This is a genomic window from Lysinibacillus sphaericus, from assembly GCF_006864135.1.
Classification (GTDB): Bacteria; Bacillota; Bacilli; order Bacillales_A; family Planococcaceae; genus Lysinibacillus.
The window spans coordinates 351,150-377,248 of the sequence record NZ_SADV01000001.1 but is presented as its reverse complement, the minus strand read 5'-3'; the positions used below and the strand labels follow the sequence as shown (position 1 = coordinate 377,248).

Sequence of the window (26,099 nt, the reverse complement as noted above, 5' to 3'; positions counted from 1 at the left end):
GCAATGTACAAGTGATGTGGAAAAGAAACGAAAAAAAACAACGTCATTTATAGTCTTAATGCTTATTGCTGCCTCCGTGGGAATTTTCATCATTTTACCAATGTATCAAACGGGTACAACGAATGGGCAAGTAACATCGATGACCAATGAAGCAAAACTTGAGCAGACACTGAAGGCTATGAAAGGTGTTGGGGAGGTTAAAGTCTATTTTTATTACGGAGATATGACAGCTGAGAAGGATGACAATAAACTATTCAGTCAATATTTTCGAGGAACTGAACAAGGTACGAAAGAAGTAACAGGGATGCTAATTGTTTCAGAAGGAGCATCAGATATCTTTGTGAAAAATGAAATTCGTGCTGTTGTTAGTCAAGTAATGCAATTGCCGATTCATCGAATTATTATCGTTCCAATGGAAAATAAGGAGGAAAAGTAAATGCGCGTACGTAGAAGAACAGTTTGGTTTATGACATTATTAAGTCTAGTAGCGGTTATCTCAGTGTATTATTTGGTTGATCCAGCAAAACAATTTAATGGACTAACTATTTTCACAGATGACGCATTACAGCAAACTGCGGTAACGGGTGTGACTGATCAAGAAGCAACGAAAGAGGGAGAGACGAAGGAAGTATCTTCTCCAAGTCATTTATTTGAAGAAATGCGCATGCAAGTTAGTGATGAAAGAAGCCAGCTTCGTTTGCAATTAGAACAGAAGATCGGTTCAAAAGATTACACAGCAGAAGAAAAAAGTAAGGCGTATAATGACATGGATAACCTTATTAAACAAGAATCCTCTGAAGCAATGTTAGAAATGCTTATTAAATCTTTAGGTTACTCTGATGCGTTTGTACGAGCAGATAGTGGTAAAGTACAGGTAACTGTTATGGCGGAGGAGCTGTCAAAAGCTCAAGCAAATGAAATTATTTACTTGGTAAAAACAGAGATGGAAGGCGCAAATGACGTCCAAGTAAAATTCAGCGCGAATAATTATTAAAAAAATAGAAAGATAAATAGGAATTTTCTGTTTATTTAAAACTATTGTTATATATCAGTATAATGAAAAGGCTTTCGTTTATTAAAGGAAAGCCTTTTATTTTGTTCATATTTACTTAATTTGCATTAAAGTATTTCAAATTGTTCGAAAAAAATATAAAATAGTGTTTGTAGTAGATTTTATTTCATAAGGAGAGTTAGAAATGTTCAAAATTCAAGAAATTCGCGAAATTATTAAATTAGTAGATTCTTCTTCGATTGACGAGTTCGTTTACGAAGTAGATGGCGCAAAAGTTAAATTAAAAAAGAATGTTGTTGTTGTTACTGATACTGTAGCACCTAAAAAAGAAGTAGTTGCACCTGTTGTACAACAGCCTGCGCCTGTAGCAGCTCCTGTAGCACCAGCTACTCCAGCAAAAGCTGAAGAAGCACCAGCGGCAGCACAAGCAAATAACGACCCATCGTTACATAAAATTGTATCACCGATGGTTGGAACGTTTTATCAATCTCCAAATCCAGATTCACCAGCTTATGTTAAAATGGGGGACAAAGTTGGTAATGAAACAATCGTATGTATCGTAGAAGCTATGAAACTATTCAACGAAATTGAAGCAGAAGTTCAAGGGGAAATCGTTGATGTACTTGTTAAAGACGGTGAATTAGTAGAATACGGTCAACCATTATTCCTTGTAAAAGCTGAGTAAGGAGTGCACAACCATGAAAAAAGTTTTAATTGCAAACCGCGGCGAAATCGCTGTGCGTATCATTCGTGCTTGTAAAGAGTTAGGCATTCAATCTGTTGCCGTATACTCAGAAGCAGACGCTGACGCATTACATGTGAAATTAGCAGACGAAGCATATTGTATCGGGCCAAAGCTATCAAAAGATTCATATCTTAGCTTCCCGGCTTTACTGAGCGTAGCAGAAAAAACGGGTGCAGACGGTATCCACCCAGGTTACGGTTTTGTATCTGAAAACGCTGACTTCGCTGAGGCTTGTGAAAACGCAGGCATTAAGTTCATTGGACCTTCATCTGATTCTATTAAAATTATGGGTATTAAAGACGTTGCACGTACAACAATGGAAGCAGCAGGTGTTCCACTTGTTCCGGGTACTGGTATTGTTCCAAATATCGAAACAGGTAAAGAATGGGCTGCTAAAATTGGTTACCCAGTGATCATCAAAGCAACTGCTGGTGGTGGCGGTAAAGGTATCCGTGTAGCTCGTACAGAAGAAGAACTTGTAAAAGGCATTGAAATTACGCAAAAAGAGGCTGCTGCAGCATTCGGTAATCCAGGCGTCTATTTAGAAAAATTCATCGAGTACTTCCGTCACTGTGAAATCCAAGTATTAGCGGATGGCTATGGTAACGTTGTACATTTAGGTGAACGTGACTGTACCGTTCAACGCCGTATGCAGAAATTAGTAGAGGAAGCTCCATCTCCAGCGCTATCTTCTGAGCGTCGTGCTGAAATGGGTGCCGCTGCCGTTAAAGCTGCACAAGCTTGTAACTATGAAGGTGCCGGAACAATCGAGTTTATTTATGACTATCAAGAAGATAAATTCTACTTCATGGAAATGAATACTCGTATCCAAGTAGAACACCCAGTAACTGAAATGATTTCTGGTGTAGATCTTGTACAACAACAATTAAAAATTGCATCTGGTGAAAAACTTCCTTTCACTCAAGATGATATTCAATTAAATGGTTGGGCAATTGAATGCCGTATTAACGCAGAAAATGCTTATAAAAACTTCATGCCATCAGCTGGTACTGTAGATACTTACGTAACTCCAGGTGGCTACGGTGTACGTATTGACTCTGCTGTATATGCTGGCTATACAATCCCTCCATACTATGACTCTATGGTTGCAAAACTAATTGTTCATGCCAATACACGTGAAGAAGCGATTGCGAAAATGAATCGTGCGCTTAGCGAATTTGAAGTATCTGGTCCTGGGATCAATACAACAATTCCATTCCACGAAGCATTGATGAACAATGACGTGTTCAAATCAGCGCAATTCAATACGAAGTTCCTAGAAGAGAATGATGTTTTGGGGACAAGCAAGTAAGGTGTATCAACTTGCGCAATAGTTGTGCGATATTTGTCAGCTAAATACAATTAGGAATAAAACAAAACGGAATATCCGATTTTTAGACCCTTTAACGAAACTGAATCGTTAGGGGGTCTTTTTTATGCGTAAAAATAGTCATCGTACCGGTATTTTCGATATAGAAAATATCTATTGAATGAAAAATGATCCTAAAAATGAAAATAATAAACCGCTAATAACAGCGCCAACAATTATGATTGACGTTAATTCGTTTAAAAGATAATCGTATTTGTGCATATTCGGCGCTAATCATCGTTAAAGAACAAATCGCTTATCGGGCACGCAAACAAACGATTAAAGAATACGACTGATCGTTGCACCAACAATGGCCAATGAAAGCTAGGGGCACCAAGCTTTTATTAGTTTTCGTTTGTTTAATAAAATTTTGAAACAGTCTTACAGTATTCTTCTAACTCACTCAATGTAAATAGTAATGTAATAGGGAAATCATTTGAAGTTTCTTTTGAATATGTTAAATGAACAACAGCATATTTGTTTAGCTTTTTAATCCAAAAAATAACATCATCATTATCTTCTCTTCTAGCCATTGCTACAGCTTTTTTTCCGTAGAGAATGTGTTTTAGTGAAAGTTCTTTCTCTAACTCTTTCGTTAAGGATTCTGACATAGTTGTTGAAATCAACCACCAGGGATCGTTTATAAAACTTTTTAATTTTTCTTGCATTTTAGATGACCACTTCCAATTAATTAATTTTCTAAACTTAATTCAACGTTTTATTTTAATATTCCTTCTTGTGACTAAATAGTTGATTGCGGAAGATTTTTCAGACGTAAGCCTTGAAGAACACACTAACAACACATCGATTTGCCTTTAAATGACCGCCTAAATCAATGGTAAGACAGCGTGGATCTATCGAGGGAAGTATTTAATTGTTTTTACAGATATCTTGTCTGAAAACGGTATTATGCTCGGGTATAAGTAATGAGGAAGCATTACGCCTTTATTTCGCCTTTATACGTAGTTAAAACCGGTTTTAAATCGCCAGTCGACGTATTTATCATCTTATGTGTTTCGACGCTTAAACAAACGGAGTTATAAGGGGGATTAAATGGAATGAATATTGCAGTTAGTATTGTTAATATCCAACGCAAACTACTCGAACGGACTGGGCGTAAAACAGACGTATATTACAGCGAAGGTCAAGGCGCTTTATATGTATTCATGGGAGAACCTTTAACGGTCAACAACGTAATTTACGCAGCGTCCGAAATCGAGCTAATGATGGACGTTATTTAAGATGGGAGTGGGCAATTTTTACGGAATCATTAAAATGCACGAAAAGCAGCTCGGCGTTTTTGAAAATAACAATCGTTTTGGTTTAACGGACATCGGTGCCCGGTTAGCTCTCGGATTTCGCCTTTTATGAAGTATGTTATTTGGATGTGTTATAATCAAAAATATGAAGAAATCTATACTAAACGTGCAGTGTTTAATGAAATAGGGGGCCAGATGATGGATAATCAATATGTCGTAGGCTGGGGTACATTAGCGTTGATCAATGCTGCACTTGCACAAGGGAAGAATAGAACGGGGTTAAATTGGTTTTTACTTTCCCTTGTGTTAGGTCCATTGGCAACACTAATTTTATTATTTGTTGAAAAGAGACAGTAACACTACATAATTACAATAATTTATATAAGTTAATAAAGTGAGAAGCGAATGTATATTCTCACTTATTCAACAATTGGGGTGTTTAATAAGTCGATTATTGATCGGCTTATTTTTTATATACTCATGTAGTTATTAACGCTTGAATAAAATATTTTTTTGGAAAAATGATACAATGCATATAATTCAGGTCAACATCAAGAACAATATATCTCTATTTTTGGTGAAGATAACAATCTGCCGCTTTACCACTGATTTATAAATATAATTCCGAACTTGGAAAAACGTTTAATGTTGTAGTCTGGGAACAAAGAGGGGCTGGGAAATCTTACTATACTTTTTCGGAAGAGGAACAAATAACTATTGAAACTTATATAGAAGACCTATACAGTTTAATTCATTATTTGTTAGAAACGTTTAAACAAGAGAAAGTTTACCTTTTCAAATATTAGGGGGGATGTGCATGAAGAAGAAATATTTTTTATATTTAGCAGCTCTTTTTGGACTTATCTTAATGGGGTGTTCAACAACTAATGGATTGTCAGGAGAAAAGCCTCCTAAAGTCTATATAGAAATTGATAATAAAAAATTTGAAACTACACTCGGTACCTATTGTTGGCCAAATAAATGCGTTGATACTGCTGGACCAGTTGAACTATTAGAAGGTAAAAAACCTATAAAAGTTAAATCTGGTGAAAATATAACTCTTGTAATGAATTACGAACTAAAACCAAATAAATTTAATGTTGTACTAATGAATGATAAAAAAGAAACTGAAGTAATGGTAAAAGACAATCGTTTTACCGCACCTACACAACGTGGAGTTTATTATTATTCATATGGCGTATGGTGGAAAGATGAAAAGGAAGCGAATGTATCTCGTGGCGACGCTTTCTACGCCTTCGCTTTAGAAGTAGATTAGTTAGTCGATTAAAGGGAGCGATTATTGCACAACATAAGGAAAAAATGCTCCCTTTGAAGATTGCTTGCTGTTCATTTTTTATCGAGAGGTTATTTGAATTTATCGACTAACTTTGTTAATTTATCGAATAAAATTTTGGATTTATCGCCTAACTTTTTATATTTATCGACATATCTTTCAGAGTGGTTTTGTTAGCGAAATTGCATTGAATCTGCTATGTATTTTGCTATAGTTAAGATCATGCGCACAAACCTAGAATAAATGTTTAACTTAATCGCTTGTATTTTCTTCTTTATCTCGCTTGTTCTTCTTTCAAAATATCAATAATTTCTTTATTTTGTTCACGTATATCTTTCGAAATTCTTTCTATTGTTAAACATGTAAAAACTAAAATCACCACTAATATAAACGTAAAAATATCCATATTGTCTAATTCTACCTATATATCTCCTGATTATTAAAAAAATACATATATGGTTTGGTTTGTTAAATCAGATAACAAGTACTTGAAGATACTGTTAACAATACTGCAGTTAAAGCCCCTACCGTTAAAAGTGATAAAGCAAAAGATAAAGTGAATATTCACCTTACAGAAGAAGCAAAACAGACTGAAAAAAGCAATGAAGAAAAGGCGGGATTTTCCAAAAATTATGATGGTAGCTGTGCCATGGAAAGGGTTCACAAATGATGAGGGAGTTAAACTAGCCATCTGACCTGATAATGTCCTTTATGATGTGATTAACGAAGAAGCAATGTTTTGTACGATTCAAGAAAAGAAAATAAAGGGAAAATTGACTATGGAAATGAACTTAACGTAGATAATGGCGCAAGAAGACAAGGGATTATCAAAGATAAAAAGGAATAATAATGAAGGGGAAGAGGATCTTTATTGTTCATCTTTCCCTTCATTATTATGGCGGTTTTTATTTTACTCAATAATGATTTTTTCGGCAATTCCTTCCCCAAATCCCTTTTCATTAGGAACAGCAGTAATTTCAGAAGCCCATACAGATACTGTTAATCCAACACGTACAGTATAAATTTCATCCGTAGTAAACCATACTTTTCGTATTTCTGGTCTTTCTTTATCAACTACTAAAAATCTGTCACCTTCTATTTGTACAACTTCTCCTTTAATATTTGGGCCAATATCGTTACTATCTGTGGAACATCCAATTAAAAAAAAGGTAAAAATAAATAACATAATTAAAGCTTTATAAGTTTTCATCGAACTCCCCTTCCTTTCATATAGTATTTTTCATAAATTGTACACTTTAATGTATGTTCCTTCTTAATTGGAAACCCCGAATAGATACCATACGTTGTCTGTTCGGGGGAATAAGATTAAAAATATGATTATTTACTTACTAATAAAGCATCTGTAGAACTTGAATAGATGGAAAATGTATTAGTTGAATCTGAATATAGACTTATAACATCGTTGATTCTTGTCATAAGACCTGTTAAACCACCACCACCGCTATGAATTCCCACTACTCTATAGGTAGAAGGGTCATAAGTAATTGCACCGCTATCTCCTGGTTGAGAATAGTCAACCCCGCTTAAAGGAGTTATTCTAGCTACATTTCTTGTTCCCGGTGCTAAACCATTGGGATCAATATATGTTGTTTTTAATGTAGATATATTTCCACATGTTACACCTGTTGTTATTCCTGATTTACAAACGAATTGACCTTGAATAGGTGTGCTACTTCCAGTCACTCGTCTATCATAATCATCTTTATTTTCTGCAAGCTCATAAAAATAATTTGTTGCATATCGTGTAATTGTGCTTGCAGTTGTAACACGGATTAACCCTACGTCTATATTGGAATAATGCCCTCTGCTATGAACAACACCGAGAGTAGCAGTATCTTGTTTGACATAAGTATTGTTGGAATCGAGACAATGTGCAGCCGTTAATACAAAGTAATTTGTTCCTTTCTTTCCTATCCCCGCTGTAGTACACAGATGATCATAAGCATTACGTAATTGGATTCCTCCACCTAATTTTGTCCAATTTCTTGCTCTTGCTAGTTCACCATAAGGATTCATTGATTTATCATGTGATTTTAATTGAATTAAATCTATATAATTATTTTGATTTAGGTATGATAAAATTTTTTGTTCTTCATCTGTTTTTAAATCTTCTACAGAAACAGTTATTTTTTTGTCAATCAAATCAAGGTCTGTAATTACAGATTTATCTTCAATTAACCTTTGAACAGCTAGTGCTACTTCGTCTTGAATTTGTTCTAACTCATTAATACTATATTTTACTGATTCAAATTTAATTAAATTATCTTCATCTATAACCTGAAGAGAAGCCTTAAGAGTATTTAATTTTTCATCTGAAATGCCTGTTAATCCAATAATTATTTCACCACTATTTGATAGATATATAGTGCCTTTATCGGAGAACGCTTCGTAACTTCCGAATACTTTGTCGAGAATATTAAAAACATCGTTCATTTCGGTTGCTTGTGTTACAAGTTTCTTTTGAACTTCTAAAGGGTATTGTTGGATAGTGTTTTTTGTACTTATGTCTAACTTACTAAAGTTACTCAAATCTTCTAGCTTTTTTGCATAAGTAGAACTGACATTGGTGTTAAGTAACAATAAAGCAAAGACAAAAACTAAAGGTACAATAAAAACTTTGTATTTTGTTATCATTTTTAATTCTCACTCCCTTTTAGTAGTATTCTCTTGAATTTAAACATAATTATTTAATAATGTAAACTAATTAACGGAAAATTCAGTTAAATCGGGTGGGAACTAAACAAAAAAATGAAAGGAATTTTCTTCTATCCTAATTGAAACTATTTAGTTCTTTTTTGTTGATATTTTTGGAAAATATGATTTATGAAATTGATTCATATATAGTGAATTATAGCTTATTATCATTATGGATTATTGAAAGTCGTATGTGATAAAATTAACGCCAGGTTTCCTGGTGCAAAATGGCTAGTAGGGAGGATTCACTCTAATTAAATTTGATTAATTTACTAAGAGGGAGGGTGAAAAATATATTTATGAGGTAGCGACTGTTTTCACTTTTCGTTTTTATCGAGTCGTTATCGAATTTATCGATATTACCTGTCCTAAATAAATTAAATCGGCTTTACGAAGCCAAACCTTCCTTTTTATAGTATAATAAGCGTAAGTACAGCATTTGTTTGTGATGTGTAAGGGAAAGGATGATATTTGTATGGCAGAGAAAGTAGGACAATCTTTCGTACAACCAACGCCTTCTGGAAAAGAAGAACTTGGGAAAATCGAAGTAGCAGCGGAAGTAATCGAGGTTGTTGCTGGAATAGCAGTAAACGAGGTAGAAGGAGTCGCGGCAACTCGTGGTAATATTGCTACTGGCGTAGTAGAACGCTTCGGTAAAAAAGTGCATAATAAGGGCATTAAATCGGGTGTTACTGAAACTGGTGAGATTGCCATTGATGTATTTTGCTCTGTAAAATACGGCTATACAATTCCGAAAGTGGCGAAGGAAGTACAAACGCAAATTCGCCAAGCGATTTATAATATGACAGCACTTGAAACAGCAGAAGTGAATGTACACATTACAGGTATTCACTTTGAAAAAGAAGAAGTAGCCGTACAAGAATAAAAAGAAGGGTTGCCTATAGGCAATCCTTCTTTTTCGTTGTTAATGGAAATTGATTAGCAGTGATTATCGCTACTTTATTATAGTTCAATTTGCTTCGGCTTTCTCCAGAACAAAGCAAGTATTACGCCGATTGTTAAAACAATTGTCGCAAAGTAATATGGGTAGTTTAAATTTATATCAAACAATATCCCACCTAAAATAGGACCAAAGATATTCCCGAGACTTGTAAACATGGAGTTCATGCCGCCGACGAATCCTTGTTCATTACCAGCTATTTTCGATAAATAAGAGGTAACGGCAGGACGGATTAAATCGAAGCCGACGAAAATAAAGAATGTGACAAATAAAATTGCGAAATAGTGACTAACAATGGTCATAGCAAATGTTAAAACAGCAGAAAGGATGAGTGAATAACGGATAAGATTAATTTCGCCCATTTTCTTTGTCAGCCAATCGAATAACATCAGCTGAGCAAGGGCCCCGACTACCCCACTCCCCGTAATAATAATCGCGATATCTGAAGGCGTAAATGCGAATTTATGATCCACAAATAGGCTAAATAACGATTCAAATGCAGCTAAACCAAAGGACAGTACGAAAATAAGGACGAATGGAATAAGGTATAGAGGGCTAAAAATACGTTTTACACTGCCTAAAATTGATGGCGCAGACTCTACATCATCTGAAGCACGTGTCGGATCTTTTAGTAATAGTATTGACAAGATAGCTGCTAAAAATCCAAGTATACCTGCAGCGTAGAATGGTATGCGTGTTCCGATTTCGGCCAAAAATCCACCTATCCCAGGTCCGATAATAAAGCCAGTACTAATCGCTGCACTCATAAAGCCCAATGCCTTTGAACGTTGTGACAATGTTGTAATATCAGCAATATAGGCAGTCACCGCCGGCATGATAAAGGCAGCACTTACACCACCTAGCATACGCGAGATAAAGAGTATTTCAACTGTGCGTCCGAGCCCGAATAGTAGCTCTGAAAAACCGAATATAAAAAGACCTGCAACGATCATAATTTTTCGGCCAATAGTATCCACCATTTTACCAGCAATCGGTGAAACAATAAGTTGCGTAATAGCAAATGCTGCTACCATATAACCAACGACAGAGCCTGAAATTTTTAGCTCATTCATGAGTGTTGGTAGCACGGGTATAACTAAACCAATGCCTAAAAAGGCAATGAATAAATTCGATAATAAAATACTTAAGGTTAAAATTTGTTGCTTATTCATTTTGTTCTCCTTCAATCTTTCACGATACATGAATCTAAATCTACTAGAATACTTCCATGTAATACAATAAACCCTATAGTAACTATAGGGTCAAAAGATTTGTTTTATTTTTTCAGTTTTTTATAAGTGTGGAAGTATTAGTTCGCAGTTATACAAGGTGGCACGATAAATTTTTGTTCATACTACGTTGTTGCTTCTATTAGTTATGGCTAAAGAAATTTCTTGCGATATCAAAACGATTTTATTTACAATCCTCGCAGTAAAATAGGCAGGATTTGCGTTCTTTTTATTGCTTTATTTTGTTCCTCACCTTCATATAGCTTGAAAGTTCTTTTACAGCTTGTACAAATACCTTCATAATGCATAATGAACACCTCGAAAAATGGGGTTATTTCCCTTGATTATAACATTCTTGTTATTTAAACAATAATGATGGATTTTCATTTTTTAACATTAAATTTCATAAAGTTGATTGAAGGGTGTTAAAATAAGCAAAAACTTGCTTGAAAAAGGTATCAGATTATTGAAAACTTGCTTGAATTCGTGTATCTCGTACGAATTTATGCTATTATAAACCTTAATGCCACTTAAGAAGGAGAGCTTTACATGAAACGACATGAGGCACGCGAAAAAGCGTTGCAAGTTTTGTTTCAGCTAGACAATACTGAACTAACAGTAGAAGAAGCAATGGGCCATATTAAAGGCCAACCAACAAATGTCTTCTACGAAAAGATTGTTACTGGAACAGTTGAACATTTAGAGGAAATCGATGCTACTATAGAGCAGCATCTTGAAAAGTGGTCACTTGCCCGTTTACCAAAAATTGAAAGAACGGTTTTACGTCTAGCTGTATACGAGATTTTATACATGCCAGAAACACCAAAAAGAGTAGTACTTAATGAAGCAATCGAGTTATGCAAAACATTTGGCGACGATGGCTCGTCGAAATTTGTTAATGGCGTACTTTCTAAATTTACAGAACAATAAAATGTGTTAAATTGGAAGGAGTAACTAAGGTCTATGTCAAGTGCAATTATTAATGGTAAAGAAATTGGTCAAGAAATTCGTAATTCAGTAGCAGAGCGAGTAACGCGTTTAAAAGAGCAAGGATTAACACCAGGCTTAGCGGTTGTTTTAGTAGGAGACAACCAAGCCTCGGCTACATATGTGAGAAATAAGCAAAAATCTTGTGAAGCCATTGGTATGTTTTCTGAGTTAATCAAACTGCCAGAAGAAACTACACAGGATGCATTATTAGCACAAATTGAATTACTAAATAATCGTGAAGATATTCATGGAATTTTAGTACAATTACCACTCCCTAAACATATTGATGAGGATACTGTTATTGCCACAATTGCTGTGGAAAAAGACGTTGATGGCTTCTCACCAGTAAGTGTTGGGAAAATGATGCTTGGCCAAGAAACATTTTTGCCTTGTACACCGTTTGGCGTAATGAAACTTCTTGAATATTCAGGAATTGAAATAGCAGGAAAGCACGCGGTCATCGTAGGTCGTAGTCATATCGTGGGGAAACCAATGGGACAACTACTACTACAAAAAGATGCAACCGTTACATATACGCATTCCAAAACACCAAATCTACCTTCATTCACTAAACAAGCAGATATATTAATTGCGGCAGTTGGACGTGCAAACTTTATTAAGAAGGAACATGTTAAAGAAGGCGCAGTTGTTATAGATGTTGGCATTAATCGTGATGAAAACAACAAGCTTTGCGGTGACGTAAACTTTAGTGAGATCGATGGTATTGCTTCTCACATTACACCTGTACCAGGCGGTGTAGGACCAATGACAATTACTATGCTTCTATTCAACACAGTTCAAGCAGCAGAAAATAAGCTTGCACATACAGTTAAGTTATAATTTTGAATGACTCTTTATAAAAAGCTATCTCAATTTATTGAGGTAGCTTTTTTGTATGGTTTATTTTCTGAGTATTTCGAGAACTTTCGCGTTGTTTTTAACGTCTAATATAACGTTTGGGTCATACATATGAATAGGGAGGTTTTTATGGAAAACATAGATTTAATACTGATCATTAAACATATCATTATCGGTCTTGTACAAGGGTTTACAGAGCCAATTCCTGTATCATCTAGCGGACATGTTATGATTGCAAGTGAAATTCTTGGTCTTGGTGAGCAAGGTTTTACTTTTGCTATTTTAACGAACACAGCTTCTTTACTGGCTATTGTCTATATTTATCGAGAGGATATTGTCCGACTCATTACGAATTTTTTCCTGTATCTGAAAACTGGACAGAATCGTTATAAAGCTGATTTTCGTTTCGCCATATTCATAGTAATTGGTTCTATTCCAGCGGGGGTTTTAGGTGTTTTGTTAAGCGATGTTATTGCGGATAATGTTAGTATGACGACGATAGCACTTATGCTATTTGTGACAGGTATTGCTCTATGGTTAATCCGTAATATGCGTGGTACGAAAAGGGATGTGGATTTGACTGCGAAAGACGCCATCATCGTAGGTCTTGGTCAAGCTGTAGCATTAACACCTGGTATTAGCCGTTCAGGAGCAACCATTATTTCAGCCATTGCAGTTGGTATGAAACAGGAAACCGCTTTGCGATTTTCCTTCATGCTCTATATTCCTGTAAGTCTTGGTGGAGTTGTCCTTGGGATTTCTGATTTTTTAGATGAGCCAAATAAAGGTGCATTAGCAATTCCTTATGCTGCGACATTTATTGTGACACTATTTATGACTTATTTTGCAATGCGTTGGTTTATGGGCATTATGAAAAGTGGCAAGCTTAGCTACTTTACATATTATTGCTTTCTTGTAGGGACGCTTCTATTAATATTTTATTAATATAAAAGCCTCATAATTTTATTTAGTTGTGAGGTTTTCTTGTTTGTTAAGAAAATCAAATAGATCCGTCGTTCTGGCAGATCTATCCGTCGTTTCGCTTTCATTCTGCTCTTTTATCAGCGATTCTGGCTCTTTCAAGTTTTAGCGGCGTTCCTTGCTTGGTTAGTGGCGGAATTTCGTGTTTTAGCGGCGTTCTTCCTTTGGTTAGCGGCGCAACTCACACTTTTAGCGGCGAATTCCAACATAAGCTGCACAATTTGACAAAACTAAAGTCAGAGTTGAAGAACATTGTATAGAATTTTACACAATATTAAGGACTTGACTTTCATACCGTCGCTTTGGGGGTTCTTACCGTCACTTGGCCTGTTTTATCCGTCGCTTCATTTTCATTCCGTCGCTCTAGTGGTTCAATCAGCCACCCCCGTAGATAAATCCGCCACTCCGATTCTTCTATCTGCTCCCCTAGCAAAGCACTCAGTCAAAACGCAACTCCACCGTTTATTTCGTCGAAAAGACATATTTTATCTAATACGAAATCTTAAGATATGTTATAGTAAGGTTTTCAATTCTATACAAGACAGTCGTTTTTTCAACCGAAACTGTATTTTGGCACGTCATGCGCAATAAAAAATGTTATGATAGGTGTAGTTTTGTGAAAAACTTGATTTTAGTAAAGGAGCCGGGAAAATGTCATCTGCTTCTTATTTAACTGTAAAAGCATTAACAAAATATATTAAACGGAAATTTGATGCTGATCCGCATTTACGTGAAGTCTATGTAAAGGGAGAGCTATCCAATGTCAAAATTCATCAATCAGGGCATATTTATTTTACATTAAAGGATGATGGAGCACGAATTGCGGCCACCATGTTTAAAACAGCAGCCACAAAATTAGCGTTTGAACCAAAGGAAGGTATGCAAGTATTTATCCGTGGAGATGTAAACGTTTATGAAGGCTACGGTACATATCAATTATATGTACAGGAAATGCAACCAGATGGAATAGGTAGTTTGTTTGTTGCTTTTAACCAACTGAAAGAGCAGTTACAACAAGAAGGGCTTTTTAAACCTGAGTGGAAACAACCAATTCCGAGGTTTCCGGAAAAAATCGGTGTTTTAACGTCGACAACAGGTGCTGCCATTCGAGATATCTGTACAACATTAAAGAGACGCTATCCACTTGCTGAAGTTTTTATTTATCCAACCCTTGTACAAGGAGCGCAAGCAGCGCCGAATATTGTTCACAACATTGAACGAGCAAATATCGATGGTAGTTGCGATGTACTGATTGTAGGGCGTGGCGGTGGATCGATTGAGGATTTATGGGCATTTAATGAGGAAGCTGTTGCACGAGCGATTTTTGGAAGCCGGATCCCTATTATTAGCGCAGTAGGTCATGAAACCGATACGACTATCGCGGATTATGTAGCTGATTTGCGCGCTCCGACACCAACTGCTGCTGCTGAAATGGCTGTACCTGATCAACAAGAATTATTTCAACGGGTGCTTACACAAAAATCACAACTGCATCAAATCGTCAGAGCGCAACTTATGGCAGAACGTCAGCGTCTAAATAAGCTCCAACAATCTTATCCGTTGTCAATGCCAGAACGCCTATATCGACCATTTACAGAAAGGCTAGCTCAACTTGAAACGGGATTACAAAAAGCCATGCAGGTCGATTTGATGAAGAAAACAGCGCGGTTTCAACAATTACATAGTGCGGTAGAGCAGCACTCGCCAAAAAAGGCATTAGCTTTCCATCAACGAGAGCTAGAAACTCATGTCCAACAATTAACTCGTGCTGCAACTCATTATGTAACGAAACAAAAACAACAATTTGAAGCAACTGTCAGAACTTTAGAAGCATTAAATCCACTTGCCATTTTAACAAGGGGCTTCACGGTAGCTTATAAAGATAATCAAATGTTAAAATCATCAGTTGATGTAAAGCCACAGGATCAATTAACACTTTCCTTCCATGATGGAAAGGTTATTGCTGATGTGGTAAAGATCTTGCCGAAAAATGAGGGGGAATAATTGTGGCAGAGAAACAACAAACTTTCGCAGATGCAATGACGGCACTTGAGGAAATTGTCCGTCAGTTAGAGCAAGGTGATGTGCCTCTAGAAAACGCGATTGATTTATATAAACAAGGTATGGAGCTATCACAATTTTGCCATAGCAAACTGCAACATGCTGAGGAGCAGTTAATTTCTATTGTCCAAGAGACAGGTGAGACTACGGCATTTGATCCACTAAAGGGAGAGAACTAAAAAATGAACGAGCAATTAAAACATTTTATTGAAAGCAACATACCTCAAGTTGAAGCTGAAATGTTTGCACTAGTCAAGAAAATTGATGCACCAGCCAATTTAAAAGAATCAATGCTTTATTCATTAAAAGCTGGAGGTAAACGTATTCGCCCACTCTTCGTATTGGCTGTTCTTGAACTTTACAATAAGGGTTTGAAGGATGGTTTAACGGTAGGATCTGTAGTTGAAGTCATCCATACGTATTCATTAATCCATGATGATTTACCAAGTATGGATAATGATGATTTCCGTAGAGGGAAGCCAACAAATCATAAAATTTATGGTGAAGCATTAGCGACACTTGCAGGCGATGCATTGAATACACTTGCGTTTGGCATTTTAGCACGCATGGATGTATCAGCTGAAAAACGCATTGAATTAGTCAATCTGTTAAGTAAAGCAGCTGGTGCAGAAGGTATGGTTGGGGGTCAAGTACTCGATATGGAAGGTGAGAAGCGTCAGTTAAACATAGCTGAGCTTGAGCATGTCCATATCAATAAAACGGGCGCTCTATTACGATTTAGTATTGAAGCGGGAGCCGTGTTAGCTGATGTAATGCAAGAAGAACGCAAAACTTTAAAGGAATATGCGCATCATATTGGTCTTGCCTTCCAAATTCAAGATGATATTTTAGATATTGAGGGTACTACAGAAGAACTAGGTAAAACTGCAGGTAAAGATGTAGCAAGTGACAAAAGCACATACCCAGCTCTATTATCTTTAGAAGGGGCAAAAGAAAAGCTTGCTGAGCATTATCAGCATGCCATTAACGCACTAGATAAATTGGAAGTAGATGCCAGCTTATTACGTGAGTTTGCAGCCTATATTGTACATCGTAAAAACTAGGGGAAAAACGAGGCGTTAAAGGCACATAATATGCTAGAATAGGTGAAGGCGTTTGCCAATGTGCAAACAATAAAGTGTTCGTACTTTTAGCATATTAATAACACTGTTATAATAGTGGAAACACAATTACGGTGAATAATTTATTGAAAAGGTGTGTGAGAAAGGTGGATTTTAATAATATAACTAGTCCAGCCTTTTTAAAAAGCTTAGATAAGAAGGGTCTTGAGCGACTTGCACAAGAAATTCGTACCTTCTTAATCGAAAAATGTTCTGTCACGGGTGGTCATATTGGACCGAACCTAGGTGTTGTGGAGCTAACGATTATGCTCCATAAAATGTTTGACAGTCCACAAGATAAGTTTTTATGGGATGTTGGCCACCAAGCTTACGTGCATAAAATTTTGACAGGTCGTGCAAATCAATTTGATACATTACGTCAGTTCAAAGGGCTTTGTGGTTTTCCAAAGCGTGTGGAGAGTGAACATGATGAGTGGGAGACAGGTCATAGCTCGACATCTTTGTCAGGAGCCATGGGTATGGCAGCAGCACGAGATATCAAAAAAGAAAAAAACTTCGTGATACCAATTATTGGAGATGGAGCTTTAACAGGCGGTATGGCGCTGGAGGCGTTAAACCATATCGGCCATGCTAAAACAAATATGATTGTCATTTTAAACGATAATGAAATGTCAATCGCTCCAAACGTCGGAGCGCTACACAGTGTACTAGGGCGTCTTCGTACAGCTAAAGAATATTCAAAAGCTAAAGAAGAGCTGGAATCGCTCATTAATAAGATCCCAGTGCTAGGCGGTAAGCTTGCTACAACTGCTGAGCGCTTAAAGGATAGCTTAAAATATTTAGTAGTATCAGGTGTGTTCTTTGAGGAGCTAGGCTTTAAATATCTTGGTCCGATTGATGGACATGATTTCGATGCTCTTGAGTCAACATTATCACAAGCTAAAAAAGTGAAAGGCCCAGTGCTCGTTCATGTCATTACGAAAAAAGGCAAAGGTTATAAACCTGCTGAAGATGATACAATTGGTAATTGGCATGGGACAGGTCCGTATAAAATTGAAAACGGTGCCTTTGTAAAGTCTGAGGTGAAAGGTCCAGCATGGAGTAGCTTGATTGCTGAGACTGTCCGCAAAATTGCTCATGAGGATAAACGCGTTGTCACGATTACCCCAGCAATGCCAGTAGGTTCAAAATTACAAGGGATTCAAAAGGATTTCCCAGAACGTTTCTTTGATGTAGGGATTGCTGAACAACATGCAGCAACGATGGCGGCAGGTTTAGCGACACAAAACATGAAGCCGTTTTTAGCCATTTACTCAACATTCCTTCAACGTGCCTATGACCAAGTACTACATGATATCGCACGTCCAAATCTAAATGTCTTTATAGGAATTGACCGTGCAGGCTTAGTTGGCGCAGACGGTGAAACACATCAAGGCGTATTTGATATTGCATTCCTTCGTCATATACCAAATATGACAATTATGATGCCAAAAGATGAAAATGAAGGTCAGCATATGGTGAAAACAGCCATTGACTATGATGGCGGTCCAATTGCATTACGTTATCCTCGAGGCAATGGTATAGGCGTTCCGTTAGATGATGAGCTTATGGCGTTACCAATTGGTAGCTGGGAAGTGTTACGTGAAGGTAAGGATGCAACGATTTTAACCTTTGGTACGACGATTTCTATGGCACTGGAAGCAGCCAATATTTTAGCGCAGCAAGGTGTTGAGATAGAAGTAGTCAATGCACGATTCATTAAACCAATGGATGAGAATATGCTTCACCGTATATTAACAAGCCGTAAACCAATTTTGACGATTGAAGAGGCGGTACTGCAAGGTGGTTTTGGTAGTGGTGTATTAGAATTTGCCCATGACCATGGCTATTTAAGTGCAATAATTGATCGTATGGGAATCCCTGATCATTTTATTGAGCATGGTAATGTAGATCAGCTTCTCGCTGAAATTCATATGACGGCTGAGGATACAGTGGCACGTCTGCATGTGTTACTTCAACAAAAACAACAAGTAGGTTTGAATAAATAATGACAAAACAACCAAAAGAACGTGTAGACATTTTACTTGTAGAGCGTGGGCTATGCGAAACGCGAGAAAAAGCAAAGCGCTCTATTATGGCAGGGCTTGTTTTTTCTAATGAAACTCGCATTGATAAGGCGGGAGAAAAAATTGCTATAGATGCACCACTACAAGTAAAAGGCTCTGATTTAAAATATGTTAGTCGTGGCGGCTTGAAACTTGAAAAGGCGCTACAAATTTTTGATATGTCTGTAGAGGGGAAGCTAATGCTTGATATTGGCTCCTCTACAGGAGGATTTACAGATTGCGCATTACAGCATGGTGCAAGACATTGCTATGCATTAGATGTTGGTTCTAACCAACTAGCATGGAAGATCCGTTCTGATGAACGTGTAACTGTCATGGAAAAAACAAATTTCCGTTATACGACAGCGCCAGATTTAACAGAGGGCTTGCCAGACTTTGCTACAATAGATGTTAGCTTTATTTCATTATCGCTTATTTTACCTGTCTTAAAAACATTGTTAATGCCAGGTGGCGATGTAATGGCATTGGTGAAGCCTCAGTTTGAAGCTGGGAAAGAGAATGTCGGTAAAAAAGGCATTGTTCGTGATAAAAAAGTACATTTAGAAGTTTTAGAAAAAACTGCTGCAATGGCGACAGAGGTTGGCTTTGTCGTTAAGGATGCTTCGTTTTCGCCAATTACAGGAGGCGAGGGAAATATTGAATTTTTATTCCATTTAGTGAATCCTATAGGTAATGAAGAAATTCCTGCGTATACAGCTTTTAATGCACTCGTTGAAGAAGCGCATAGTGCACTAAAATAACACGTGCTCATTTACAGAGCCGTGTTTTTTCTTGTGCTTTTATGTTTAAAATGGTAGTGTAAATATACAAATATTCAACTATTTATAAGAGGTGACCGACATGAATAAAGGACAGAGGCATATACGAATCCGGGATATTATTGCCAATCATGAAATTGAAACACAAGATGATTTAGTCGATTTTTTAAAGGATGCAGGCTATAATGTGACACAAGCAACAGTATCACGTGATATTAAAGAGCTTCATCTTGTGAAAGTACCTTTACAGGATGGACGCTATAAATATAGCTTGCCCGCAGACCAACGTTTCAATCCAATACAAAAATTACACCGTGCGTTAGCTGATGCTTTTGTCAGCATTGATGGTGCATCACACTTTTTGGTAATGAAGGCTCTTCCTGGTAATGCCAATGCTATTGCATCACTACTTGATCATTTAGATTGGCCTGAAATTTTAGGTACTATTTCTGGAGACGATACTATTTTAATTATTTGTCGTAACGAAGATGAGCGTGAAAATACAAAAAATCGCTTATTAGACATGCTGTAAAATAGCAGGGTAATTTGATACAGAGGTGACAATTTGTGTTAAGAGAGCTTAGTATTCGAAACTTTGCCATCATTGAGGATTTAACAGTTAGTTTTTCAGATGGTTTAACAGTTTTAACAGGTGAAACGGGTGCAGGAAAATCAATTATTATCGATGCCGTGCATTTACTTGCTGGCGGCCGAGGGAATTCCGAATTTATTCGTCATGGAGCTAAAAAGGCAGAATTAGGTGGTTTATTTCAAATTTCAAGTTCTGGGCATCCTGTTTATAAGAAACTTGAAGAGGCAGGCATAGAAATAGAAGAAGATACCATTATTTTGCGCCGTGATTTAAATGATACTGGAAAAAGTGTTTGTCGAGTAAACGGAAAACTTGTGCCATTATCTGTACTACGTGATATTGGGTCTAGCCTCATCGATATTCATGGACAGCATGAAAATCAAGAGCTTATGGATGAGAAACAGCATATCTATTTACTGGACCATTTTGCTGAGGAACAACTGACACCTATTCAAAATTTGTACAGTTCTCAATACGAAGAATATCGTTCATTAAAAAAAGAATTAGCTTCGATTTCGATTGACGAACAGTTAATGGCGCAGCGTATTGATTTGTACCAATTCCAAATGAAAGAGCTGGAGGATGCCAATTTAAAACTTGGCGAGGAAGATGAGTTATTGGATGAACGTCGTCGTTTAATGAATTTCAATAAGATTTTCGAACGCTCGAGTGCTGCATATGAAGCTATTCAAGGTGATTCTAAAGGCCTTGACTGGATTGGCAATGCGATGGGTGCATTAGAGGATGCTGCGACAATTGACGAGCAATTTAAAGAAGCATCGGAATCTGTCACGACTGCATTTTATGCATTACAGGATGCTGCTTACCAGGTCAAAAATGTATTGGATGAATTAGAATTTGATCCGGCTCGATTAAATGAAGTTGAGCAACGTTTAGCCTTAATACAAAATTTGAAGCGCAAATATGGTTCAACAGTTGAAGAGATTTTAGCGTATTACGATAAAATTAAAACAGAGTTAAATGAGCTTTTAAATCGAGACGAAATTTTACAAGTAAAAGAACGAAAAGTATTGGAAATGGAAGCAGTATTAAATGAACTTGCTGCAGAACTTTCTACTGTTCGAAAGGACGCTGCACATAATTTAAGTGAAGCTATTATGGCCGAACTACGTGAATTACATATGGAAAAAGCAAAATTCATTGTTAATTTTGATGAATTGCCTTACTTTGATGCAAATGGTAAAGACCAAGTAATTTTTTATATTTCTACGAATGTAGGCGAGCCGCCAAAATCTTTACCGAAAATTGCTTCTGGTGGAGAATTATCGCGTATGATGCTTGCGTTAAAGACGATTTTCTCATCCTCAAATGGCATAACATCTATTATATTTGATGAGGTAGATACTGGTGTAAGTGGTCGTGTAGCACAAGCAATCGCAGAAAAAATTGCTGCAATATCTGTTAATTCTCAAGTTTTATGTATTTCGCATTTACCGCAAGTGGCTGCGATGGCCGATCATCACTATTTTATTAAAAAAGAAGTCGAGCATGATCGAACATTTACGTCATTGCTGGAAATAGATACGAATGCTCGTATTGAAGAAATCAGTCGCATGATATCTGGAGCGGAAATTACAGATTTAACTTTGCAACACGCCACAGAGCTTTTAAAAATGGCTAATACACGAAAAAAACAAATGAGATAGCAAAAGAATCCAGAAACACTCGTTGTTTCTGGGTTTTTTCTTTTTGCGCAAATATTTACCGCTTATAAGAACGCCACAAAAACACATAGTAAAAAGACAAAAATAAAAAGGAGGTGTCGTATGTATCGTCGTTGGCGTCAATTTGTCATTTTGCCTATGCTCATCGTTTTATTATTCATGCCCGTAAAGGCTTTTGCCGCAAAAAAGCTAATTCCGATGGGCGAAGCAATTGGTATTCAACTTCAGCTATCACATGTATTTGTAGCACATGATGTGCTGTTAGCTTCCAATCAGTGGATGAAAGGAGGCGCTGTAATTGAAAAAATAAATGATATTACAGTAAAAACACTTGTAGATGCCAAAAAAGCTGTTGCTCGGCAAGGACAACAGAAATGGACGATAAAAAGTGAAGGAAAAGAAATGACACTTGATTTACAGGAGCAAGAAGCAGAACATGTTATTTCCTTTCTAAAAGATGAAACAGATGGAGTAGGAACATTGACATACATTGATCCAGAGACAAAAAATTACGGTGCATTAGGCCACCAAATCGTTGATTCAACGTTACAAGAAGCCCCTATTTTCCATGCTGGCTCCATTTTTTTAGCTTCGATTCAACAAATTCGTAAAAGCATACCTGGTCAGCCTGGCTATAAAATATCCTCCATTGAAAAACACCATAATCGATTAGGGAGTATCGATAAAAATACAGTTTATGGAATTTTTGGCCGTTGGGAAGACGGTTATCAACAAAGTTTGCCTAAAGCAATTGAAATTATGCATGAAAAGGATATAAAAACAGGGAAGGCTGAAATCTATACTGCGATTGAGGGCAGTAAGGTAGAAACTTTTTCAATTGAAATTACCAAGGTTGAAAATGAACGCCTTGAATTCATAGTAACTGACAAGAAGCTCATTGAAAAAACAGGTGGTATTTTGCAGGGGATGAGTGGCAGTCCTATCATTCAAGACGGTCTTTTTGTAGGTGCGGTTACACATATGTTTGTGGAGGAGCCAAAAAAGGGAGCAGCGCTTACAGTAGCAGAAATGTTAAAAAAATCATCTTAAACGAAGGAGCTGCCGAAAAGGTAGCTCCATTCTTTCATAAAAATATCTTGTTCATCAAGTATTTCGTTTATTTATGAAGTGATTAGCGACACTTTAAAAAAACTGTAGTTTTATCTCCGTTTTTTCACTAAAATAAATGATATAAGCATTCGAAGCTTTACAGGTATTTATCATAACTTGTCGATATAAAAAGAAAGTATCGGACTACATACTCATTTTTGGAAATTGAAAAGGTTTTTAAACCAAAAATGTCGAAAATTCCAAAGTGTGCAAAAATTGCATTAGGGGATAGGTGACGCTTTGGGGTAATTCAAAGCAGTTCAAAAGGAGGAATTTAAATGACAAAGGTTAAAGTAGCGATTGCAGATGATAATCGTGAGTTGTTAAAAACGATGGAGCAGTATTTTCAAGGGCATCCTGAAATTGAAATAATTGCAACTGCTTCAAACGGCAAAGTTTGTTTACAAATGCTAGAAGAATTCACACCAGATATTTTGCTTCTAGATATTATAATGCCGCATCTTGATGGGTTAGCTGTTTTAGAGTCGATGTATCAAAATGAACGAATGTCATCAATTCAAGTTATAATGTTAACTGCTTTTGGCCAAGAAGATGTGATGAAACAGGCTGTAGACCTAGGTGCATCCTATTTCATGCTAAAGCCATTTGAATTTGATCAATTGGTTCAAAAGATCTTACATTGTGCTGGGCAGAAGGCTACACTTCCTAAAAAGACAAGTGTTTTACAACCAGCGGCACCTCAAAAATTAAATCAACATCAATTAGATAGCACGATTACAGCCATTATTAAAGAAATCGGCGTTCCTGCTCATATTAAAGGTTACTCTTATTTGCGAGAAGCTATCCAAATGGTGTTCGAAGATATCGAGTTATTAGGCTCTGTGACAAAAATTTTATATCCGGAAATTGCTAAAAAATTCAATACAACGCCATCACGAGTTGAACGTGCGATTCGTCATGCCATTGAAGTCGCGTGGAACCGTGGCAATTATGAATCAATTTCGTCGATGTTTGGTTATACGGTACATCATTTAAAATCGAAGCCGACAAATAGTGAATTCATCGCCATGATTGCAGACAAGATTCGCATCGACATGATGGCGAGTTAAGGCTAGAGTTACAAGGGATTACAGGACTTATTTAGAGAGAATTCATTGAATTTATACCGACTAATTACTGAGATCATATAACTTTAATGTTAATTAAGTGAATTAAACTATGAAACACATTCATTTATGGGGAATTCCCATTCATGGAGGTGTTTTTTTTTGATTCTATAATGTATTCACACAATTACACGCATATAAAAAGCACAGATTCGCTGTTTTATATATACTTGAATTGTCGAGAAACAAGTAATAAGAAGGTGAACTGTGCATGAATTTTAACATGAATATCCCACGATTACAAAAAGTGATGTAACGGAATGCATATGGCTTTCGAAGCTGCGATTACTTTTTTTAATTTGAAGTATAAAGAAATCGGAGTTCATCTAGGTTAGTGTGCTAAATACACCCCAACATTTAACTTAGAAGCAACTTAATTTGCCAAGAGGAGCGATAATTTATGGATTATTTTTTAGAAATAGTAAAGGAATTTGATATACCTACAATTACAAATGAAACTTTATTAACTAATGGAAAAACAGCTTCAACCTTTTTATTGCATACAAAAACTTCGGAAAAATATATTTTGAAATCCGTTGATACGAAAGAGCAGGCTTACTTTGAATATAAACTTATACAACATATTAGAACAAAAAATAAAAATATTGTGAGTGAGATTTTAACTTCAAAGTTTGATGGGCCATTTACTCAAATAGATAAAAATTTATTTCAAATACAGGTTTACGTACCTTCAGTAAACGAAAAAGCTCCTTTGCAAAAGGTTTTAAATACTTATCAGATGTTGCAAGAATATTTAAGGGATTTTCATTATGAACCAGCGCGTCATAATCGTTTCGCATTAGATAGGTTATGGATAGATACAAAAGAACTTTTACATGAAAACTTACCAAAAATATATGATGAACTATGCCCATCAATTGAAAAATTAATGGTGTTGGATCATAATCAGACGAAGTGGATTCATGGAGATCTAGGTGCGTGGAATATTTTGTTAACTGCTGAACGAAATGTTTGCTTCATCGATTTTAGTGAGGCACGGAAAGGACCTAGATATTTTGATTTAGTAGCCATTTTTGCGTCATATTTACCTCAGAATTTAGAGGAAATTGATACATACACTCAAGTATTTTTAGCAGAATATGACGTTTCGGTTAATTTGAATGAGTTCTACCAAACGTTAGAACTTTGGTATGTTAAAGGAATTTTAAGTTTATTGAAAGTCGATACTCAATCAACTAAAGAGCACATCCTTTATTTTTATAAAATTATTAAATATATAAGAAGCTTATAGAAGTTCTGTTCTTTATTCGGAGACGTCGTAATGATTCGTTTACAGTAACGTATGACATCGAAAAGATTGCGTATCAACTAGCGAAATTAATCGAAAGGCAGGCGACACAAGTTTTGTTTAAAGGATTGCAATGAGTTTTAGTGGATAAAACCATATTTTCCAATTTCGTGTATAATGTTTATTTGTAATGCTGTTCTTAGGGATTATTTTTTGTTTAAATCTTGTAAATATAATTAGAAAAATTAAAAATGATAAAGAAACTAAAGTAAACACTTTTTTCCTTACTCTCTCATTCGTTCTTATCATATGGTCTATATCAGTAATGTTTATTGTGTAATATAACGGGCAGGTATCTGCTTTTATAGCGGTACTTGCCCTCTTTTTAAAGAAGGTGATTAGGTGATAGTCGGAAAATGATTCTAGAAATCGTATGTGGTATCAGATGCAGAGATATCCCGCCTTATGCGCGAACTAAAGAGACATGAATTAAAGGTTACTGCGATTGATCTACTCGCTCAAAATGACGGATATTTGACGCAAGATCAGGTCGCACAATTTGTTGGAGTTACGAGAATGACGCTATATGTTGGAGACACTTTGATTACGTGTATCAGTACGAGCTAGAACGTCAGTATGACCTTATGAGCCAGCGCGTCATAATCGTTTCGTATTAGATAGGTTATGGATAGATACAAAAGAACTTTTACATGAAAACTTACCAAAAATATATGATGAACTATGCCCGTCAATTGAAAAATTAATGGGTTGGATCATAATCAGACGAAGTGGATTCATGGAGACTTATTAATAATATTAAGTAAAGTTAGACCAGCTATTTGTATAGCAAAAAAATATAAGATAATCAGTTATGAAAGATACAGAGAGGTGATTTT

The 26,099-nt window shown here is 36.3% G+C and carries 25 protein-coding genes; 21 read left to right on the top strand and 4 right to left on the bottom strand.

Annotated features, from left to right (window positions below):
- Window positions 1-16: 16 nt before the first annotated feature.
- The 4 genes from C7Y47_RS01735 (at window position 17) to accC (ending at window position 3,069) form a co-directional block, all read left to right on the top strand.
- A complete protein-coding gene (locus tag C7Y47_RS01735; protein WP_142507182.1) occupies window positions 17-436 on the top strand; it encodes a hypothetical protein in 420 nt (139 codons plus the stop codon).
- Complete coding sequence (locus C7Y47_RS01730; protein WP_142507181.1) at window positions 437-994, top strand: SpoIIIAH-like family protein; 558 nt, start codon at window positions 437-439, stop codon at window positions 992-994.
- 202 nt (window positions 995-1,196) lie between these two features.
- Entirely contained in the window at window positions 1,197-1,697 is a 501-nt protein-coding gene (accB, locus tag C7Y47_RS01725; RefSeq protein ID WP_142507180.1) for an acetyl-CoA carboxylase biotin carboxyl carrier protein, read from the top strand.
- Window positions 1,698-1,710: 13 nt separating this feature from the next.
- The gene (accC, locus tag C7Y47_RS01720; protein WP_142507179.1) at window positions 1,711-3,069 is read left to right on the top strand and encodes an acetyl-CoA carboxylase biotin carboxylase subunit; all 1,359 of its coding nucleotides are present in this window, start codon (window positions 1,711-1,713) and stop codon (window positions 3,067-3,069) included.
- A gap of 416 nt (window positions 3,070-3,485) precedes the next feature.
- Here the strand turns inward: accC and C7Y47_RS01715 are convergent, their stop codons facing one another.
- The gene (locus C7Y47_RS01715) at window positions 3,486-3,794 is read right to left on the bottom strand and encodes a hypothetical protein (RefSeq protein WP_255504968.1); all 309 of its coding nucleotides are present in this window, start codon (window positions 3,792-3,794) and stop codon (window positions 3,486-3,488) included.
- 390 nt (window positions 3,795-4,184) lie between these two features.
- On the opposite strand from C7Y47_RS01715, the gene C7Y47_RS01710 reads away from it, so the two are divergent.
- The 3 genes from C7Y47_RS01710 to C7Y47_RS01700 all read left to right on the top strand — a co-directional run bounded on the left by C7Y47_RS01710 (window position 4,185) and on the right by C7Y47_RS01700 (window position 5,661).
- Window positions 4,185-4,367, top strand: a complete 183-nt coding sequence (locus C7Y47_RS01710; RefSeq protein WP_132356669.1) for a hypothetical protein — start codon at window positions 4,185-4,187, stop codon at window positions 4,365-4,367.
- 126 nt (window positions 4,368-4,493) lie between these two features.
- Window positions 4,494-4,742, top strand: coding sequence for a hypothetical protein (locus C7Y47_RS01705; RefSeq protein WP_142507178.1), 249 nt, complete (start codon window positions 4,494-4,496; stop codon window positions 4,740-4,742).
- A gap of 460 nt (window positions 4,743-5,202) precedes the next feature.
- Entirely contained in the window at window positions 5,203-5,661 is a 459-nt protein-coding gene (locus C7Y47_RS01700) for a hypothetical protein (protein WP_185903366.1), read from the top strand.
- Between the two features lie 928 nt (window positions 5,662-6,589).
- On the opposite strand, the gene C7Y47_RS01695 is transcribed toward C7Y47_RS01700, so the two are convergent.
- Window positions 6,590-6,889 carry a hypothetical protein gene (locus C7Y47_RS01695; RefSeq protein WP_142507177.1) on the bottom strand — a complete coding sequence of 100 codons (300 nt, stop codon included), beginning with the start codon at window positions 6,887-6,889 and terminating at the stop codon, window positions 6,590-6,592.
- A gap of 128 nt (window positions 6,890-7,017) precedes the next feature.
- Entirely contained in the window at window positions 7,018-8,334 is a 1,317-nt protein-coding gene (locus C7Y47_RS01690; protein WP_142507176.1) for a S1 family peptidase, read from the bottom strand.
- A 535-nt stretch (window positions 8,335-8,869) separates the two neighbouring features.
- Between C7Y47_RS01690 and C7Y47_RS01685 the strand changes: the two genes are divergently transcribed.
- Window positions 8,870-9,280: an Asp23/Gls24 family envelope stress response protein gene (locus C7Y47_RS01685; protein ID WP_132356667.1), complete on the top strand. Its 411-nt coding sequence runs from the start codon at window positions 8,870-8,872 to the stop codon at window positions 9,278-9,280.
- Window positions 9,281-9,357: 77 nt separating this feature from the next.
- Here C7Y47_RS01685 and C7Y47_RS01680 read toward each other — a convergent pair whose 3' ends face one another.
- The gene (locus C7Y47_RS01680) at window positions 9,358-10,527 is read right to left on the bottom strand and encodes an MFS transporter (RefSeq protein ID WP_255504967.1); all 1,170 of its coding nucleotides are present in this window, start codon (window positions 10,525-10,527) and stop codon (window positions 9,358-9,360) included.
- 606 nt (window positions 10,528-11,133) lie between these two features.
- Here C7Y47_RS01680 and nusB point away from each other — a divergent pair.
- The 13 genes from nusB (at window position 11,134) to C7Y47_RS01610 (ending at window position 25,206) form a co-directional block, all read left to right on the top strand.
- Window positions 11,134-11,514 carry a transcription antitermination factor NusB gene (nusB, locus tag C7Y47_RS01670; RefSeq protein ID WP_142507174.1) on the top strand — a complete coding sequence of 127 codons (381 nt, stop codon included), beginning with the start codon at window positions 11,134-11,136 and terminating at the stop codon, window positions 11,512-11,514.
- 33 nt (window positions 11,515-11,547) lie between these two features.
- Window positions 11,548-12,414 (top strand): bifunctional methylenetetrahydrofolate dehydrogenase/methenyltetrahydrofolate cyclohydrolase FolD, encoded by an 867-nt coding sequence (gene folD / locus C7Y47_RS01665; RefSeq protein ID WP_142507173.1) that lies wholly within the window; start codon window positions 11,548-11,550, stop codon window positions 12,412-12,414.
- Between the two features lie 147 nt (window positions 12,415-12,561).
- Complete coding sequence (locus tag C7Y47_RS01660; RefSeq protein ID WP_142507172.1) at window positions 12,562-13,377, top strand: undecaprenyl-diphosphate phosphatase; 816 nt, start codon at window positions 12,562-12,564, stop codon at window positions 13,375-13,377.
- A 687-nt stretch (window positions 13,378-14,064) separates the two neighbouring features.
- Window positions 14,065-15,417, top strand: coding sequence for an exodeoxyribonuclease VII large subunit (xseA, locus tag C7Y47_RS01655; protein WP_142507171.1), 1,353 nt, complete (start codon window positions 14,065-14,067; stop codon window positions 15,415-15,417).
- Between the two features lie 2 nt (window positions 15,418-15,419).
- A complete protein-coding gene (xseB, locus tag C7Y47_RS01650; RefSeq protein WP_053483717.1) occupies window positions 15,420-15,653 on the top strand; it encodes an exodeoxyribonuclease VII small subunit in 234 nt (77 codons plus the stop codon).
- Between the two features lie 3 nt (window positions 15,654-15,656).
- Window positions 15,657-16,538 carry a polyprenyl synthetase family protein gene (locus tag C7Y47_RS01645; RefSeq protein ID WP_142507170.1) on the top strand — a complete coding sequence of 294 codons (882 nt, stop codon included), beginning with the start codon at window positions 15,657-15,659 and terminating at the stop codon, window positions 16,536-16,538.
- Between the two features lie 164 nt (window positions 16,539-16,702).
- Window positions 16,703-18,604 carry a 1-deoxy-D-xylulose-5-phosphate synthase gene (dxs, locus tag C7Y47_RS01640; protein ID WP_142507169.1) on the top strand — a complete coding sequence of 634 codons (1,902 nt, stop codon included), beginning with the start codon at window positions 16,703-16,705 and terminating at the stop codon, window positions 18,602-18,604.
- Window positions 18,604-19,422 carry a TlyA family RNA methyltransferase gene (locus C7Y47_RS01635; RefSeq protein ID WP_142507168.1) on the top strand — a complete coding sequence of 273 codons (819 nt, stop codon included), beginning with the start codon at window positions 18,604-18,606 and terminating at the stop codon, window positions 19,420-19,422. Before dxs ends, C7Y47_RS01635 begins: the two co-directional genes overlap by 1 nt.
- Before the next feature lie 100 nt (window positions 19,423-19,522).
- On the top strand, window positions 19,523-19,972 hold the full coding sequence (gene ahrC / locus C7Y47_RS01630) for a transcriptional regulator AhrC/ArgR (RefSeq protein ID WP_053483721.1): 450 nt from the start codon (window positions 19,523-19,525) through the stop codon (window positions 19,970-19,972).
- Between the two features lie 35 nt (window positions 19,973-20,007).
- Window positions 20,008-21,699, top strand: coding sequence for a DNA repair protein RecN (gene recN / locus C7Y47_RS01625; protein WP_142507167.1), 1,692 nt, complete (start codon window positions 20,008-20,010; stop codon window positions 21,697-21,699).
- 120 nt (window positions 21,700-21,819) lie between these two features.
- Complete coding sequence (locus C7Y47_RS01620; RefSeq protein ID WP_142507166.1) at window positions 21,820-22,767, top strand: SpoIVB peptidase S55 domain-containing protein; 948 nt, start codon at window positions 21,820-21,822, stop codon at window positions 22,765-22,767.
- A 338-nt stretch (window positions 22,768-23,105) separates the two neighbouring features.
- Entirely contained in the window at window positions 23,106-23,897 is a 792-nt protein-coding gene (spo0A, locus tag C7Y47_RS01615; RefSeq protein ID WP_053483724.1) for a sporulation transcription factor Spo0A, read from the top strand.
- Window positions 23,898-24,354: 457 nt separating this feature from the next.
- The gene (locus tag C7Y47_RS01610) at window positions 24,355-25,206 is read left to right on the top strand and encodes an aminoglycoside phosphotransferase family protein (RefSeq protein ID WP_142507165.1); all 852 of its coding nucleotides are present in this window, start codon (window positions 24,355-24,357) and stop codon (window positions 25,204-25,206) included.
- Window positions 25,207-26,099: the final 893 nt, after the last annotated feature.